This window comes from Enterobacter sp. N18-03635 (genome assembly GCF_004006055.1).
Taxonomy (GTDB): Bacteria; Pseudomonadota; Gammaproteobacteria; order Enterobacterales; family Enterobacteriaceae; genus Enterobacter; species Enterobacter vonholyi.
Map to the genome: position 1 here is coordinate 254801 of NZ_CP034769.1, position 17286 is coordinate 272086.

At 56.9% G+C, this 17286-nt stretch carries 12 protein-coding genes; 8 read left to right on the top strand and 4 right to left on the bottom strand.

What is annotated here, in order from left to right; genetic code table 11:
- Positions 1–261: 261 nt before the first annotated feature.
- Genes aceB through aceK form a run of 3 tightly spaced genes read left to right on the top strand, consistent with a single transcriptional unit; the run spans position 262 to position 4996 of the window.
- Positions 262–1863: a malate synthase A gene (aceB, locus tag ELK40_RS01920; protein ID WP_127729214.1), complete on the top strand. Its 1602-nt coding sequence runs from the start codon at positions 262–264 to the stop codon at positions 1861–1863.
- A gap of 31 nt (positions 1864–1894) precedes the next feature.
- A complete protein-coding gene (aceA, locus tag ELK40_RS01925) occupies positions 1895–3199 on the top strand; it encodes an isocitrate lyase (protein WP_024906665.1) in 1305 nt (434 codons plus the stop codon).
- Positions 3200–3250: 51 nt separating this feature from the next.
- Complete coding sequence (aceK, locus tag ELK40_RS01930; RefSeq protein WP_127729216.1) at positions 3251–4996, top strand: bifunctional isocitrate dehydrogenase kinase/phosphatase; 1746 nt, start codon at positions 3251–3253, stop codon at positions 4994–4996.
- A gap of 28 nt (positions 4997–5024) precedes the next feature.
- On the opposite strand, the gene iclR is transcribed toward aceK, so the two are convergent.
- Complete coding sequence (gene iclR, locus ELK40_RS01935) at positions 5025–5852, bottom strand: glyoxylate bypass operon transcriptional repressor IclR (protein WP_127729219.1); 828 nt, start codon at positions 5850–5852, stop codon at positions 5025–5027.
- Between the two features lie 193 nt (positions 5853–6045).
- Here iclR and metH point away from each other — a divergent pair, with 193 nt between their 5' ends.
- The 4 genes from metH to rluF all read left to right on the top strand — a co-directional run bounded on the left by metH (position 6046) and on the right by rluF (position 12770).
- The gene (metH, locus tag ELK40_RS01940; protein WP_127729221.1) at positions 6046–9729 is read left to right on the top strand and encodes a methionine synthase; all 3684 of its coding nucleotides are present in this window, start codon (positions 6046–6048) and stop codon (positions 9727–9729) included.
- A gap of 116 nt (positions 9730–9845) precedes the next feature.
- A complete protein-coding gene (locus ELK40_RS01945) occupies positions 9846–11477 on the top strand; it encodes a Na/Pi cotransporter family protein (RefSeq protein ID WP_111965810.1) in 1632 nt (543 codons plus the stop codon).
- A gap of 49 nt (positions 11478–11526) precedes the next feature.
- On the top strand, positions 11527–11730 hold the full coding sequence (locus tag ELK40_RS01950) for a type II toxin-antitoxin system CcdA family antitoxin (RefSeq protein ID WP_127729223.1): 204 nt from the start codon (positions 11527–11529) through the stop codon (positions 11728–11730).
- 167 nt (positions 11731–11897) lie between these two features.
- On the top strand, positions 11898–12770 hold the full coding sequence (gene rluF / locus ELK40_RS01960; RefSeq protein ID WP_111965811.1) for a 23S rRNA pseudouridine(2604) synthase RluF: 873 nt from the start codon (positions 11898–11900) through the stop codon (positions 12768–12770).
- Here rluF and ELK40_RS01965 read toward each other — a convergent pair whose 3' ends face one another.
- The 3 genes from ELK40_RS01965 to rtcR all read right to left on the bottom strand — a co-directional run bounded on the left by ELK40_RS01965 (position 12771) and on the right by rtcR (position 15718).
- Entirely contained in the window at positions 12771–13043 is a 273-nt protein-coding gene (locus ELK40_RS01965; protein WP_023309994.1) for a DUF3811 domain-containing protein, read from the bottom strand.
- Positions 13044–13093: 50 nt separating this feature from the next.
- The gene (gene panS, locus ELK40_RS01970; protein ID WP_127729225.1) at positions 13094–14038 is read right to left on the bottom strand and encodes a ketopantoate/pantoate/pantothenate transporter PanS; all 945 of its coding nucleotides are present in this window, start codon (positions 14036–14038) and stop codon (positions 13094–13096) included.
- 105 nt (positions 14039–14143) lie between these two features.
- The gene (rtcR, locus tag ELK40_RS01975) at positions 14144–15718 is read right to left on the bottom strand and encodes an RNA repair transcriptional activator RtcR (RefSeq protein ID WP_127729227.1); all 1575 of its coding nucleotides are present in this window, start codon (positions 15716–15718) and stop codon (positions 14144–14146) included.
- A 440-nt stretch (positions 15719–16158) separates the two neighbouring features.
- Here rtcR and ELK40_RS01980 point away from each other — a divergent pair, with 440 nt between their 5' ends.
- Entirely contained in the window at positions 16159–17286 is a 1128-nt protein-coding gene (locus tag ELK40_RS01980; protein ID WP_023618733.1) for a slipin family protein, read from the top strand.

Sequence of the window (17286 nt, forward strand, 5' to 3'; positions counted from 1 at the left end):
CTAAACGATCCTAAAGCGTTTCAGCTATTCAAATCAGGCACCTTCGGGTGTCTTTTTTATTTCCGAAATGCCACTCATCATTCTTGAAAACTTTAATTTCAATAAAATCAATCAATTAAATTGAATTTATAATTAAAATGGAAATTGTTTTTGATTTTAGAAAAAATAGAGATAGTCTTAATTCTGCTGAGCGAAAACTACCCAACGATCTTTCGTTCGCATCGGGAGCGTGATTTTGGATCTTTGATGAGGAGCAGAGTAATGACTCAACAGGCAACGACGGTCGATGAACTGGCCTTTACCCAGCCGTATGGTGAGCAAGAACAGCAGATATTGACGGCAGAAGCGGTAGAATTTCTGACTGAACTGGTGACCCGCTTTACGCCGCAGCGTAATAAGCTGCTGGCAGCACGCATTCATCAGCAGCAGGAAATTGATAACGGCAAGTTGCCTGGTTTTATTTCGGAAACCGCTTCCATTCGCCGTGGCGAGTGGAAAATCCGCGGCATCCCTGAAGATTTACAGGATCGTCGCGTTGAGATCACTGGTCCGGTAGAGCGAAAAATGGTGATCAACGCCATGAACGCGAACGTTAAGGTCTTCATGGCCGATTTTGAAGATTCCCTGGCGCCGGACTGGCGTAAGGTCATCGAGGGCCAGATCAACCTGCGCGACGCCGTGAACGGCACCATCAGCTATACCAACGAAGCCGGTAAAATTTACCAGCTCAAACCGAACCCGGCGGTGCTGATCTGCCGCGTGCGCGGCCTGCACCTGCCTGAAAAACATGTCACCTGGCGTGGGGAAGCCATTCCGGGAAGTCTGTTTGATTTCGCGCTCTATTTCTTCCACAACTACAAAGCCCTGCTGGCGAAGGGCAGCGGCCCGTATTTCTATCTGCCTAAAACGCAGGCCTGGCAGGAAGCAGCCTGGTGGAGCGAGGTCTTCAGCTACGCGGAAGATCGTTTCAACCTGCCGCGCGGCACCATCAAAGCCACGCTGCTGATTGAAACGCTGCCTGCCGTATTCCAGATGAATGAAATTCTGCACGCCCTGCGTGACCACATTGTCGGTCTGAACTGCGGACGCTGGGACTATATTTTCAGCTACATCAAAACCCTGAAAAACTATCCCGATCGCGTACTGCCGGATCGCCAGGTCGTGACCATGGATAAACCGTTCCTGAGCGCCTACTCGCGTCTGCTGATCAAAACCTGCCACAAGCGCGGCGCCTTTGCGATGGGCGGCATGGCGGCTTTTATCCCGAGCAAAGACGCAGAGCGCAACAATCAGGTGCTCAACAAGGTGAAAGCCGATAAAGAGCTTGAAGCCCGGAACGGTCACGACGGCACGTGGATTGCGCATCCCGGCCTGGCCGATACGGCAATGGAGGTCTTCAACCGCGTCCTCGGTGACAACAAAAACCAGCTGTTTGTCACGCGTGAAGACGATGCCCCAACGGCTGAAGAACAGCTGCTGGCCCCGTGCGCGGGCGAACGGACGGAAGAGGGGATGCGGGCCAATATTCGCGTCGCCGTGCAGTACATCGAAGCATGGATCTCCGGCAACGGCTGCGTGCCGATCTACGGCCTGATGGAAGATGCCGCGACGGCGGAGATCTCACGTACCTCTATCTGGCAGTGGATCCACCATCAAAAAACGCTCAGCAACGGCAAGCCGGTGACCAAGTCCCTGTTCCGCCAGATGCTGGCCGAAGAGATGCGGGTGATCCAGGACGAGCTGGGCGAACACCGCTTCAGCAGCGGACGCTTTGACGACGCCGCGCGCCTGATGGAGCAAATCACCACATCAGATGACTTAATCGACTTCCTGACCCTGCCGGGCTACCGCTTCCTGGCGTAATCCACCACATAACAATATGGAGCATCTGCACATGAAAACCCGTACCCAACAAATCGAAGAATTGAAGAAAGAGTGGACACAACCTCGCTGGGAAGGCATCCGCCGTCCTTACAGCGCTGAGGAAGTGGTGAAATTACGCGGCTCGGTCAATCCGGAATGCACGCTGGCGCAAAATGGCGCGGCGAAAATGTGGAAACTGCTGCACGGCGGTTCCAAAAAAGGTTACATCAACAGCCTCGGCGCGCTGACCGGCGGTCAGGCCCTGCAGCAGGCGAAGGCCGGTATTGAGGCTATTTACCTCTCCGGCTGGCAGGTGGCGGCGGACGCCAACCTGGCCTCCAGCATGTATCCGGATCAGTCCCTCTATCCGGCTAACTCCGTGCCGTCGGTCGTGGATCGGATCAACAACACTTTCCGCCGAGCGGATCAGATCCAGTGGGCAGCGGGCATCGAACCTGGCGATCCGCGCTTTATTGATTACTTCCTGCCGATCGTTGCGGATGCGGAAGCGGGCTTCGGCGGCGTGCTGAACGCCTTTGAGCTGATGAAATCGATGATTGAAGCCGGTGCAGCGGCCGTTCACTTCGAAGACCAGCTGGCGTCAGTGAAGAAGTGCGGACATATGGGCGGTAAGGTACTGGTTCCTACACAGGAAGCGGTTCAGAAGCTGGTTGCCGCACGTCTGGCTGCTGACGTGCTCGGCGTGCCGACGCTGGTCATTGCCCGTACCGATGCCGACGCGGCTGACCTGATCACCTCTGACTGCGATCCGTACGACAGCGAGTTCATCACCGGCGAGCGCACCAGTGAAGGCTTCTATCGCACCCATGCTGGCATTGAACAGGCGATCAGCCGCGGCCTGGCGTACGCGCCGTACGCGGACCTGGTCTGGTGTGAAACCTCCACGCCGGATCTGGCGCTGGCAAAACGCTTTGCCGATGCCATTCATGCGAAGTACCCGGGCAAACTGCTGGCCTACAACTGCTCGCCGTCCTTCAACTGGCAGAAAAAGCTGGATGACAAAACCATCGCCAGCTTCCAGCAGCAGCTGTCCGACATGGGCTACAAATACCAGTTCATTACCCTGGCCGGTATCCACAGCATGTGGTTCAACATGTTCGACCTGGCGCACGCCTACGCGCAGGGTGAGGGCATGAAGCACTACGTTGAGAAGGTGCAGCAGCCGGAGTTTGCGGCGGGCAAAGATGGCTACACCTTCGTCTCTCACCAGCAGGAAGTGGGCACCGGCTACTTTGATAATGTGACCACGATTATTCAGGGCGGCACCTCCTCCGTCACCGCCTTGACGGGTTCAACGGAAGAAGCACAGTTCTAATCTTTTCCCCCTCTCCCCCCTGGGGAGAGGGCTGGTGGTGAGGGGGAATATATGTCGCGTGGCCTGGAATTACTGATTGCCCAAACTATTTTGCAGGGCTTCGATGCCCAGTATGGTCGTTTTCTTGAAGTGACCTCCGGCGCGCAGCAGCGCTTCGAACACGCAGACTGGCATGCGGTTCAGCAGGCCATGAAGCAGCGTATCCATCTTTATGACCACCACGTGGGTCTGGTGGTGGAGCAGCTGCGCTGTATTACCGACGGTAAAAGCCCGGACGCGGAATTTTTACTGCGCGTGAAGGAGCACTACACCCATCTGTTACCCGACTACCCGCGCTTCGAGATTGCGGAGAGCTTTTTCAACTCCGTCTATTGCCGGTTATTTGACCACCGCTCATTATCTCCTGAGCGGTTATTTATCTTCAGCTCCCAGCCTGAACGGCGCTTTCGTACCATTCCGCGTCCGCTGGCGAAAGATTTCTTTCCCGATCGCGGATGGGAAAAGCTCCTGCACCGCGTGCTAACGGATTTGCCGCTGCGCCTGCCCTGGGAGAATAAAACCCGGGATATCGGGTATATCCACGCCCATCTCAAGGAAGCCTTCGGCGCGGAGGTGCTCAGCCACAGCCATTTGCAGGTGGCCAACGAGCTTTTCTACCGCAATAAAGCGGCCTGGCTGGTGGGGAAACTGGTTACGCCGACGGCCATTGTGCCGTTTCTGCTGCCCATTCACCGCACCGACGGCGGGGAACTGTTTGTCGATACCTGCCTGACCACCAGCGCCGAGGCGAGCATCGTGTTTGGCTTCGCCCGCTCCTATTTTATGGTCTATGCACCGTTACCTGCCGCGCTGGTGGAGTGGCTGCGCGAGATCCTGCCGGGTAAAACCACCGCCGAGCTGTATATGGCTATTGGCTGCCAGAAGCACGCTAAAACGGAAAGCTACCGGGAATACCTGCGTTATGTCACTACCGCTGATGAGCAGTTCATCGAAGCGCCCGGCATTCGCGGTATGGTGATGCTGGTGTTTACGCTGCCGGGCTTTGACCGGGTCTTTAAGGTGATTAAGGACAGATTCGCGCCGCAGAAAGAGATGACCGCCGCGCACGTCCGCGCCTGCTATCAGCTGGTTAAAGAGCACGACCGCGTCGGTCGCATGGCGGATACCCAGGAATTTGAAAACTTTGTGCTGGATAAGCAGCAGATCGACCCGGCGCTCATGGCGCTATTAATGCAGGAAGTACCGGCTAAGATCACCGATCTTGGTGAAAAAATTGTGATTAGCCATCTCTACATCGAGCGCCGTATGGTGCCGCTGAATATCTGGCTGGAGCAGTCCGAAGGCCAGGCGCTGCGGGATGCCGTTGAAGAGTACGGCAACGCGATTCGCCAGCTTGCCGCTGCCAATATTTTCCCGGGGGACATGCTGTTCAAAAACTTCGGCGTTACCCGTCACGGGCGGGTGGTGTTCTACGATTACGACGAAATTTGCTACATGACTGAAGTGAATTTCCGCGATATCCCACCGCCCCGCTACCCGGAAGATGAGCTTTCCAGCGAGCCGTGGTACAGCGTCTCGCCGGGCGATGTTTTTCCCGAAGAGTTTCGCCACTGGCTGTGCGCCGACCCGCGCATCGGACCGCTATTCGAAGAGATGCATGCCGATCTGTTTCGCGCCAGCTACTGGCGCGGCCTGCAAACGCGGATCAAAAATGGGCATGTGGAAGATGTGTACGCTTACCGCCGCAAGCAGCGATTTTGCATCCGGTTTTCAGAGGGCATCATGTTGGCCGGGTAAGGCGAAGCCGCCACCCGGCAATGCATGCTTAACGAATCCCACCGTACGCCAGCGTCACCTCTTTCGCCGCCTTAATTACCAGTGCGCCCAGCTCGGTAACCCGGTCATCGGTCATGCGTGAAATCGGCCCGGAAATAGAGATGGCGGCAAACGGCTCGCGGTGCTCGTCAAAAATACAGGCTGCGATACAGCGCAGGCCCAGAGCATGTTCTTCATCATCAAACGAATAGCCGCGCTTGCGGGTCAGAGCAAGATCTTCTTTTAAATGCACGGGCGAGACCAGGGTGGCGTGGGTATAGGCGTGTAGCCCTTTACGGTGCAGCAGGCCCGTCACCTGCTCTTCGCTCAGCTGCGAGAGAAATGCCTTTCCCGCGCCGGAGGCGTGCATCGGCAGCTTGCCGCCAATCGGCGCGGACATGCGCATCAGCTGCGTGCACTGCACCTGGTCGATGATAATCGCCTGATGGTCGCTCTGGTCCAGCACCGCCAGGTTTACGGTCTCGCCGGAGTCCTCCATCAGCTTGCGCAGAATCGGGTGAACAATCGCCAGCAGGTTGCGGCTCTGCAGGAAGCTGCTGCCAACGATAAATGCATGCGCGCCCACCGCCCAGTGCCCCAGCTCGCCCACCTGGCGGACAAAGCCCAGCTGCTGCATGGTGGTCAGAAGACGGTGCGTCGTGGAGTTCGGCAGGCCAGCCTGCTGGGCAAGCTCCGTCAGGGCCACGCTGCTGTGCGACTCGGCTATCCACTCCAGCAGCTTCAAACCGCGCGTGAGCGATTGAACCTGTCCGCCCTGTTGTGCGGTGGTGGCAGCAGCAGGTTTTCTGCCGCGTTTAGCGGGAACGGTCGCGACCATGACGATCTCCTTTTTCTGTATCGTGGAAATCATTTTCGTTTTATTTGGTGAATTTGCAACCGTTATCCTGACTGATCGGAGGAGTGATGGTGAACATGTCTCATGTTACCGCTGAGCGACTTTTCCGCCCTGCGAGATTGTGCCAGTATGGAACGCAGCCTTTTGGCCTTGTTGAGCGTTGTCGGGAGCAAGTGTGAGCAGCAAAGTAGAGCAACTGCGTGCGCAGTTAAATGAACGAATTCTGGTGCTGGACGGCGGCATGGGCACCATGATCCAGGGGTATCGTCTGAGTGAAGATGATTTCCGCGGCGAACGCTTTGCCGACTGGCCCTGCGACCTGAAAGGGAACAACGACCTGCTGGTGCTCAGCAAGCCGTCCGTGATTAAAGATATCCACAACGCCTACTTCGAAGCGGGTGCGGATATCGTTGAAACCAACACCTTTAACTCGACAACCATCGCCATGGCGGATTACCAGATGGAATCCCTGTCGGCGGAAATCAACCTGGAAGCCGCGAAGCTGGCGCGCGCCTGCGCCGACGAGTGGACGGCCCGCACGCCGGATAAACCGCGCTACGTTGCCGGAGTGCTTGGCCCAACCAACCGCACCGCGTCGATTTCACCGGACGTCAACGACCCGGCGTTTCGTAATATCACCTTTGACCAGCTGGTTGCTGCCTACCGTGAATCGACCAAAGCGCTGGTGGAAGGCGGTTCCGATCTGATCCTGATTGAAACGGTATTCGACACCCTCAACGCCAAGGCCGCGATTTACGCGGTGAAAGAGGAGTTCGAGGCGCTGGGCGTTGACCTGCCGATCATGATTTCCGGAACCATCACCGATGCCTCCGGCCGTACCCTGTCCGGCCAGACCACCGAAGCGTTTTATAACTCCCTGCGCCACGCCGACGCGCTCTCCTTCGGCCTGAACTGCGCGCTGGGTCCAGATGAACTGCGCCAGTACGTGCAGGAGCTTTCGCGTATTGCGGAATGCTACGTCACCGCGCACCCTAACGCCGGTCTGCCAAACGCCTTCGGTGAATACGATCTGGATGCCGACACCATGGCGGCACAAATCCGCGAGTGGGCCGAGTCTGGATTTCTGAACATCGTCGGCGGCTGCTGCGGCACCACGCCTGAACATATCGCTGCTATGAGCAACGCCGTGGCCGGGCTGCCGCCGCGCAAGCTGCCCGAGCTTCCGGTTGCCTGTCGTCTCTCCGGCCTTGAGCCGTTGACCATCGGCGAAGACAGCCTGTTTGTGAACGTGGGCGAGCGTACGAACGTTACCGGTTCCGCCAAGTTCAAACGTCTGATCAAAGAGGAGAAGTACAGCGAAGCGCTGGACGTCGCGCGTCAGCAGGTAGAAAACGGCGCGCAGATTATCGATATCAACATGGATGAGGGGATGCTCGACGCCGAAGCGGCGATGGTGCGTTTCCTCAACCTGATTGCCGGTGAGCCGGACATCGCCCGCGTGCCGATCATGATCGACTCCTCCAAGTGGGACGTGATCGAGAAGGGGCTGAAGTGCATTCAGGGTAAAGGCATCGTCAACTCCATCTCGATGAAAGAGGGCGTGGAGATCTTTATCCACCACGCGAAGATGGTGCGCCGCTACGGTGCCGCCGTGGTGGTGATGGCCTTTGACGAAGTGGGCCAGGCTGATACCCGCGCGCGTAAAATTGAGATTTGCCGCCGCGCGTACAAAATACTGACCGAAGAGGTGGGCTTCCCGCCGGAAGACATCATCTTTGACCCGAACATCTTCGCCGTGGCGACCGGTATCGAAGAGCACAATAACTACGCCCAGGACTTTATCGGCGCGTGCGAGGACATTAAGCGCGAGCTGCCGCATGCGCTGATCTCCGGCGGCGTGTCGAACGTGTCGTTCTCGTTCCGCGGTAACGACCCGGTGCGCGAAGCGATCCACGCCGTGTTCCTCTACTACGCCATCCGCAACGGGATGGACATGGGGATCGTCAACGCCGGCCAGCTGGCGATTTACGACGACCTGCCCGCAGAGCTGCGCGACGCGGTTGAAGACGTGATCCTTAACCGTCGCGACGACGCCACCGAGCGCATGCTGGACCTGGCGGAAAAATACCGCGGCAGCAAATCGGATGAATCTGCCAACGTTCAGCAGGCCGAGTGGCGCGCCTGGGACGTGAAAAAGCGTCTGGAATATTCGCTGGTAAAAGGCATCACCGAGTTTATCGAGCAGGATACCGAAGAGGCGCGTCAGCAGTCAGCCCGCCCGATCGAGGTGATCGAAGGGCCGCTGATGGACGGCATGAACGTGGTAGGCGATCTGTTCGGTGAGGGCAAAATGTTCCTGCCGCAGGTGGTGAAATCCGCCCGCGTGATGAAGCAGGCCGTGGCGTACCTGGAGCCGTTTATCGAGGCCAGCAAAGAGAAAGGCTCCAGCAACGGCAAAATGGTCATTGCCACCGTCAAGGGCGACGTGCACGACATCGGCAAGAATATCGTCGGTGTGGTGCTACAGTGCAATAACTACGAGATTATCGACCTTGGCGTCATGGTCCCGGCGGATAAAATCCTCAAGACCGCGCGCGAAGTGAATGCCGACCTGATTGGCCTCTCCGGGCTGATCACCCCGTCGCTGGACGAAATGGTTAACGTGGCGAAGGAGATGGAGCGCCAGGGCTTCACCATTCCTCTGCTGATTGGCGGCGCGACCACCTCCAAAGCGCACACGGCGGTGAAAATCGAGCAGAACTACAGCGGGCCGACGGTCTACGTTCAGAACGCCTCGCGCACGGTAGGCGTGGTCTCCGCGCTGCTCTCTGACACCCAGCGCGACGAGTTTGTTGAGCGCACCCGCAAAGAGTACGAAACCGTTCGCATCCAGCACGGGCGCAAGAAACCGCGCACCCCGCCAGTTTCACTCCAGGCGGCGCGCGATAACGATCTGGCTTTTGACTGGTCGAGCTATACGCCGCCGGTCGCGCATCGGCTGGGCGTTCAGGAGGTCAGCGCCAGCATAGAAACGCTGCGCAACTACATCGACTGGACGCCGTTCTTTATGACCTGGTCGCTGGCGGGCAAATATCCGCGCATCCTGGAAGATGAGGTCGTAGGTGAAGAAGCGAAACGCCTGTTTAAAGATGCCAACGATATGCTCGACACGCTGAGTGCTGAGAAAACCCTCAATCCGCGCGGCGTGGTGGGGCTGTTCCCGGCCAACCGCGTGGGAGACGACATCGAAATTTATCGCGATGAAACCCGCACCCACGTGCTGGCGGTCAGCCGCCATCTGCGTCAGCAAACCGAGAAAGTGGGCTTTGCCAACTACTGCCTGGCCGATTTTGTCGCGCCGAAGCTGAGCGGAAAAGCCGACTATATCGGCGCCTTTGCGGTAACCGGCGGTCTGGAAGAAGATGCGCTGGCGGACGCGTACGAAGCGCAGCACGACGATTACAATAAAATCATGGTGAAAGCGATAGCCGACCGCCTGGCGGAAGCCTTCGCCGAGTACCTGCACGAGCGCGTGCGCAAGGTGCACTGGGGCTACGCGGCGAATGAAAACCTCAGCAACGAGGAACTGATCCGCGAAAACTACCAGGGTATTCGTCCGGCACCGGGATATCCGGCCTGTCCGGAACACACCGAAAAGGGCACTATCTGGCAACTGCTGGACGTCGAAGCCCATACCGGAATGAAGCTCACCGAGTCGTTCGCCATGTGGCCGGGTGCGTCCGTCTCCGGCTGGTACTTCAGCCACCCGGACAGCAAGTACTTTGCCGTGGCGCAGCTGCAGCGCGATCAGATTGAAGATTACGCCCTGCGCAAAGGCATGAGCGTATCAGAAGTCGAGCGCTGGCTGGCACCGAATTTAGGCTACGACGCAGACTAACGTCACTTTTCCTTACAACAAACAGGGCACCTCAAGGGTGCCTTGTCTCTTTCTTACGCTTAAACCCTTATACTGAACCTATGGAAAACGAATAACGATAAGGAGGAAAACCTTTCGTGCTGACCTTGTTACACCTGCTTTCTGCAGTCGCACTGCTCGTATGGGGCACCCATATCGTTCGTACCGGCGTGATGCGCGTCTTTGGCGCGCGCTTGCGTACCGTTCTCAGCAGCAGCGTTGAGAAGAAGCCGCTCGCCTTCTGCGCGGGTATTGGCGTAACGGCACTGGTGCAGAGCAGTAACGCCACAACCCTGCTTGTCACCTCCTTTGTGGCGCAGGATCTGGTGGCGCTGGCTCCGGCGCTGGTCATTGTGCTGGGGGCCGACGTGGGGACCGCGCTGATGGCGCGTATCCTGACCTTCGATCTCTCCTGGCTGTCGCCGCTGCTGATTTTTGTCGGCGTCATCTTCTTCCTCGGCCGCAAACAGACGCGCGCCGGCCAGCTTGGACGCGTGGGCATTGGCCTGGGGCTGATTCTGCTGGCGCTGGAGCTGATTGTGCAGGCGGTCACCCCTATTACCGAGGCCAACGGCGTTCAGGTCATCTTCGCTTCCCTGACCGGGGACATCATGCTCGACGCGCTGATTGGCGCGGTGTTTGCCATCGTCAGCTACTCCAGCCTGGCCGCCGTGCTGCTGACGGCCACGCTTACTGCCGCCGGGGCGATCTCCTTCCCGGTGGCGCTGTGTCTGGTGATAGGTGCCAACCTCGGCTCTGGCCTGCTGGCGATGCTCAATAACAGCGCGGCCAACGCTGCCGCCCGCCGCGTGGCGCTCGGTAGCCTGCTGTTTAAGCTGGTGGGCAGCCTGATTATCCTGCCCTTTATCCATCCGCTGGCGAACCTGATGGACAACCTCCCGCTGCCGAAGGCGGAGCTGGTGATCTACTTCCACGTGTTCTACAACCTGGTGCGCTGCCTGGCGATGGTGCCTTTTGCCGGGCCGATGGCCCGCTTCTGCGAACGTCTCATTCAGGACGAACCGGAGCTGGATGCGCGCCTGAAGCCGAAGCACCTGGATACGTCCGCGCTGGATACCCCGGCACTGGCGCTGGCGAATGCCGCGCGCGAGACGCTGCGCATGGGCGACGCGATGGAAACCATGCTCGAAGGCCTGCAAAAGGTGATGCACGGCGAGCCGCGAGAGGAGAAAGAGCTGCGCAGACTGGCGGACGATATCAACGTGCTCTATACCGCCATTAAGCTTTACCTGGCGCGCATGCCGCAGGACGAACTGGCGGAAGAGGAGTCCCGCCGCTGGGCGGAAATCATTGAGATGTCGCTTAACCTTGAGCAGGCCTCCGATATTGTTGAGCGCATGGGCAGCGAGATAGCCGATAAATCGCTGGCCGCACGCCGGGCGTTCTCCGTTGAAGGCTTAAAAGAGCTTGAAGCGCTGCACGAACAGCTGGTCAGCAACCTCAAGCTGGCGATGCTGGTCTTCTTTTCCAGCGACGTGCCGAGCGCGCGCCGCCTGCGCCGCAACAAGCATCGTTTCCGTATCCTGAACCGCCGCTATTCGCACGCCCACGTTGAGCGTCTTCACCAGCAGAACGTGCAGAGCATCGAAACCAGCTCGCTTCATCTGGGGCTGCTGGGGGATATGAAGCGTCTCAACTCGTTGTTCTGCGCGGTGGCCTACAGCGTGATGGAACAGCCGGATGAAGATGACGAGCGGGATGAGTATTAATCTCTGAAAGCGCCTCGCAAAACTTTTTTGCGAGGCGTGACACCTTATCATGCGCCATTTACACACTACACTTCGCCAATTCATGCGCATTCCGATGGGGGGCTCATGCGCACTACTCATGGCTGCACTGCAGGAGCAGTTTCGTGCGCATCAGCGCGCAGAGTGGTTAGCAGAAAATAAAGTTTCTATCGAGGCCATTAACCAGTGGGTTGATGAAAACGGCTCCTTTAGTGACTTTCAGAGGTCATTCTGATGGATCAATAGGCAGGCATATCGCCAAAAGAGTTAGGCGAGCGTGTCGCCGATCTTACGCAAAACAGTGCTTCATTGCAGGATGCACTCGATTTTTTGATCAACGGTTACTAACACTTTTTTGTCAGCCGCAAGGTAAGGTATATTTCGCCCTTCACAGGAGAAACTATGCTGCCAACTCAATCAACCCGATTAAACAAATACATTAGCGAGAGCGGAATCTGCTCACGTCGCGAGGCTGACCGTTACATTGAACAAGGTAACGTGTTTCTTAACGGCAAACGCGCCACCATCGGCGACCAGGTGGTCCCTGGCGATGTGGTTAAAGTGAATGGTCAGGTCATCGAACCGCGTGATGCTGAAGACCTGGTGTTTATCGCGTTGAACAAACCGGTTGGGATTGTCAGCACCACGGAAGACGGCGAGCGGGACAACATCGTTGATTTCGTGAACCACAGCAGCCGTATCTTCCCGATCGGCCGTCTGGATAAAGACTCTCAGGGGCTGATTTTCCTCACCAACCACGGCGATCTGGTCAACAAGATCCTGCGTGCCGGTAACGATCACGAAAAAGAGTACATTGTGACGGTGAATAAGCCGGTCACGGACGACTTTATTCGCGGCATGGGCGCCGGTGTGCCGATCCTCGGTACCGTTACGAAAAAGTGTAAGGTGAAGAAAGAAGCGCCGTTCGCGTTCCGTATTACCCTAGTGCAGGGCTTAAACCGCCAGATCCGCCGCATGTGCGAGTACTTCGGTTATGAAGTGACGAAGCTGGAGCGCACACGCATCATGAACGTCAGCCTGTCCGGCATCCCGCTGGGTGAGTGGCGCGATTTAACGGACGACGAGCTGATCGAGCTGTTCAAGCTTATCGAGAACTCCTCGTCCGAAGCGAAGCCGAAGGCCAAAGCAAAACCGAAAGCTCAGGCGATTAAGCGCCCGGTCGTGAAGGCGCCGCAGGCGGAAGAGAAAGGGCGAGGCAAGCCGGGCAACGGAAAACGCTTTACCCAGCCGGGGCGTAAAAAGAAAGGGCGCTGATTAGCGCCTTCCACGGGTTGATGTGGTGGCGGACCAGGAAAAGGTCGCTTCTGCATCAGGTTTATAAGCCTGCTCTTTTTTCAGCTTGCGGGCCTTTTTCGCCGCGGCGTCACGTTGCGCCATCAGCTTATCGATGTACTCTTTTTTTACCTGATTGGTTTCGGCGTTCGTCAGCGTGCGGCCATGTGCGATACGAGCGCGGTCGAGAAGCGTTTTCAGCTCGCGCTGCTCGGCTTCCGTCATGTCTTTCTGGGTCAAACGTGGTGTAGCCATTGCTGAAGCCTCCTGATGTGGAGGCTTCAGTGTAAAGCAAGCAGCGTAAATTAACCCTGCTTCACCGCATCTTTTTTCGTTTGTTCATCAATCGGTTTGCCGGACCAGTAGCCCGCCAGCAGAGAGCCGGAGAGATTGTGCCAGACGGAGAACAGCGCACCCGGCAGGGCCGCCAGCGGCGAGAAGTAGATTTTACCGAGCGCCGCCGCCAGGCCGGAGTTCTGCATCCCTACCTCGATTGCCAGCGTGCGGCAGGTCGATTCGTCGAAGCCAAACAGTTTCCCGCCCCAGTAGCCGCCCAGCAGGCCGATGGTGTTATGCAGCACAACCGCGACGATCACCACAAAGCCTACGGAAGCAATGTGCGAGGCGGAGCCCGCCACCACGGCGCTGATGATGGCCAGAATGCAGATCATCGAAAACGCGGGCAGATACGGCTCAACGGCCTTCACCACGCGAGGGAACAGGTGGTGAATGACCAGCCCAAGCGCAATCGGGATCACCACGATTTGCAGAATGCTCAGCAGCATCCCCATCACGTCCACCTGAATATGCGCATCCACGTACAGGCGGGTTAACAGCGGCGTGGCAATCACGCCCACCAGCGTGGAGACGGACGAGATAGTGACGGAGAGCGCCACGTCGCCTTTCGCCAGATAGATCATGACGTTGGACGCCGTGCCGCTGGCCACGCTGCCCACCAGCACCATTCCGGCGGAGAGGTCGGGCGGCATCTTAAAGACCATCGCCAGCAGCCACGCTGCAAGCGGCATCACCAGGTAGTGGAGGAATATTCCTGCCGCGACGGGCGCAGGGCGAGACAGCACGCGCTTAAAATCGTCTACTTTCAGATGCACACCCATACCGAACATGATCAGCATCAGCAGCGTGGTGACCCACGGACCAATACCGGTGAACGTGGTGGGAGTGTAATACGCGAGTACGGAGAGCAGCAGCGCCCATAACGGGAACAGCCGCGTAATAGCGGATAACATAATGATTTCCTTGCGATGAATGTTGCGTGTGTTTGTTATAAAAAGCCGGGATCGAGCCCGGCTATAGTTATTGTTTATCGCGTAAGGAAGTAATATTCAAATGAATTATGACCGGATGCTTTCCCAGCTCAGACTAAAGCGAGCCAGATATTTGCGCAGTCGGTCGGCGTCGTTAGGATTGGCTTTTTTGAGCCGTGAAACGGCAAACAGCTCACGTCCGGCTTCAGACAACGATGCGCTGCGGCGACATACCTCCAGCACCGTTTCCAGTTGCCGCTGGTCAAAGAGGTCAATCTCCATGTCAGTTGCAGGCTGCGTCACGTCAGTTTGCCAGTCGGTCTGAAGACGTGAGATCTCCTCCAGCACCAGATCCTGAGTAATACGCCCTCGTTCCGCCAGCGTCGCCATGCGTGCGACGCTGGCGCTCAGTTCGCGAAAGTTGCCCCGCCACAGCGCTCTGCTGGAACAGGCAAAGGTCAGATAGCCTTCGCGTGCCTCTTTATCGAAGCGGATTTGCGTCTGGCTTGCGCGAGAGAAACGTTGAAGTTCGTAGTCAACATTCGGCGTGATGTCTTCTTTCCGTTGGGCAAGGCCGGGTAATGCAAAGCTCCACATATTAATACGGGCATAGAGATCTTCACGAAAACGTCCTTCTGCCACCCACTGGCGCATATCACGGTGGGTTCCGGCGATAAGTTGAAAATCGCTGTGAACTTCTTTATCGGAGCCAAACGGGAAAAAAGTTTTCTCTTCAATGGCTTTGAGCAGCATCGCCTGTTCATCCAGGCCTAGTTCGGCAATCTCGTCGAGGAAAAGGACACCGCCATCGGCTTCACGCAGCAGGCCGCTGCGCGCCGACAGTGCGCCGGTAAAGGCCCCTTTCACATGGCCGAACAGCGTGGACATGGCGTTATCACCGCGCAGGGTCGCGCAGTTGACGGAAACCAGTTTGCCGGAAACCTGATGGCGTGACTGCTTAAGCTGATAAATGCGGTTCGCGAGGAACGACTTGCCCGCGCCGGTGGGGCCGGTCAGCAGGATCGGGGCTGTTGAACGTAGCGCCACGCGTTCAATCTTGTCGATCAGACTGTTAAAGGTGGCATTTCGCGTCTCAATACCCGCTTTCAGAAATGAGATTGACTGCTGCTGCTCGCGCTGAAAACGGTTGGTAAGGGTCGTGTAGCGGCTTAAATCCAGGTCGATAATTGAGTAAGTTCCGGCTGCAGTCTCCTCAGCAGAGGCTTCTTTTCTGGCAGGGCCAGTCTGCAAAAGGCTGGCGGGAAGATAGCGGGCTTCCGTCAGCAGGAACCAGCAGATCTGCGCCACATGCGTGCCGGTGGTGATGTGGACGAAATACTCTTCGCGATCGGTATCAAAAGTGTACTGGGTGGCGAAATCGAGAAACGCGGCATAAACCTCTTCGAAATCCCACGGGTCTTCAATGATTACCGTGCTGGGACGCACCTCGGTGGGGGGGGAAACCAGCACAATATCTTCCGCCAGTTGCTGAGCCATGCCGAGATCTCGCGGTTGATGTAGCAGCTCCAGCCTGTCGACCGGGAAATCCGGCTGTTGGCACAGCCCGACGGTCGGTCGCCATTTGCGAAAGCGATTAGCCCGCTTTCCCCGTTTATCCATCACGGTGCCAAGCACCCCGATCACCACCTTCCGCTTCTTCATGTTTATCCAGAAAGATAATTGTCGATATAGCAGGATAAGAAATGTTGAGCCGAACGGCAATGCATGAAAAGCGCGATAAATAAAAATCATTAATTATCAATAAAATAAAAAATAAAACAGCGATTTTTGTTTTTGGCACGCTTCTGGCAATACAGATAACGTCACGACGTTGAGCACACTGGGGGTTAAGGCCCCGTCAGCGCACCAGGAACGGCAAGGCTGTTTTCCGGGGGCGTTCCGTCAACCAATGACAGATAGAAGGGTTCGATTCCCGATTCATTCTCCCAATGAAAACTGGTTGTAAACATCAAAGTAAAAACGGGTATTGCGCAGTCAGCAATCCCAATGAAGGTCGCCGGTAATGGCGCCGGATCGCAGGCGAAAAGGCATTCCCCTGTGATTTCGTGCCTGCACCCGCGCCTGACTTTAAGGAATATAAAATGGCTAAAAAAATCACGATAAAAAAAGGTCAGTTAGGACTGGTAGCAAAAGCTGGCGATTATTACCGGGTACTGGAGGCGGGTGAACACCGTCTGGGTTGGTTCAATACTGACGACGTGCTGGTGGTGAGCCAGGATGGCAGCGAGGTGCCGGGTGCGCTGGCGGATTATCTGCGCCGCTTTCAGCCTGACTGGGTGGTACGTTACTGCCTGGCGGTTGACCTTACTGCAGATGAAATCGGGGTGTTATCGAACAACGGCGTATTGCAGGAAATTGTGCCGCCTTCGACTCGTCGTCTGTACTGGCAGCAGGATGCGGCGTTGACCCTGCAAAGAATCGATACCCGCGACGTGCGGGTGCCAGTGGACGTGATGAATGCTGCTCTGCAACCGCGTCGTAATGGCGCGCTAAAGGGGCGCGACGCGATGCTGGTCGTACAGGTACCTGCCTGGCACGTCGGGGTGGTGAAAATCGACGGAGAAATTCAGGCACTGTTACCGCCGGGACTGACGGCTTACTGGAAAATTAACCATCTGGTTGAGGCAGAGGTAGTGGATACGCGCCTTCAGGTGGTGGAAGTGAGCGGGCAGGAGATCCTGACGAAGGACAAAGTTAACCTGCGCCTGAACCTGGCGGCTAACTGGCGCTACAGCGACGTGCTGCAGGCCTGCGGACAGCTTACGAAACCGCTGGAACATTTGTACCGCGAACTCCAGTTCGCACTGCGTGAGGCGGTCGGCACCCGCACGCTCGATGAGTTACTGGAAGATAAGCAGATCATTGATGAGGTGGTCAGCAAACAGGTGCAAGGCCGCCTGTCATCCTTTGGAATGGAAATTGCGTCGCTTGGGGTAAAAGATATTGTTTTACCTGGTGATATGAAAACAATTTTATCCCGTCTGGTAGAGGCCGAAAAATCGGCCCAGGCGAATGTTATTCGCCGACGTGAAGAAACGGCGGCGACACGATCGCTGTTAAACACCGCAAAGGTGATGGAGAACAACCCGGTGGCGCTGCGTTTAAAAGAGCTGGAAACCCTGGAAAGGGTCGCGGAGCGTATCGACAAAATTTCAGTATTTGGTGGCCTGGACCAGGTATTACACGGCCTTGTTAACCTGAAAGGATAA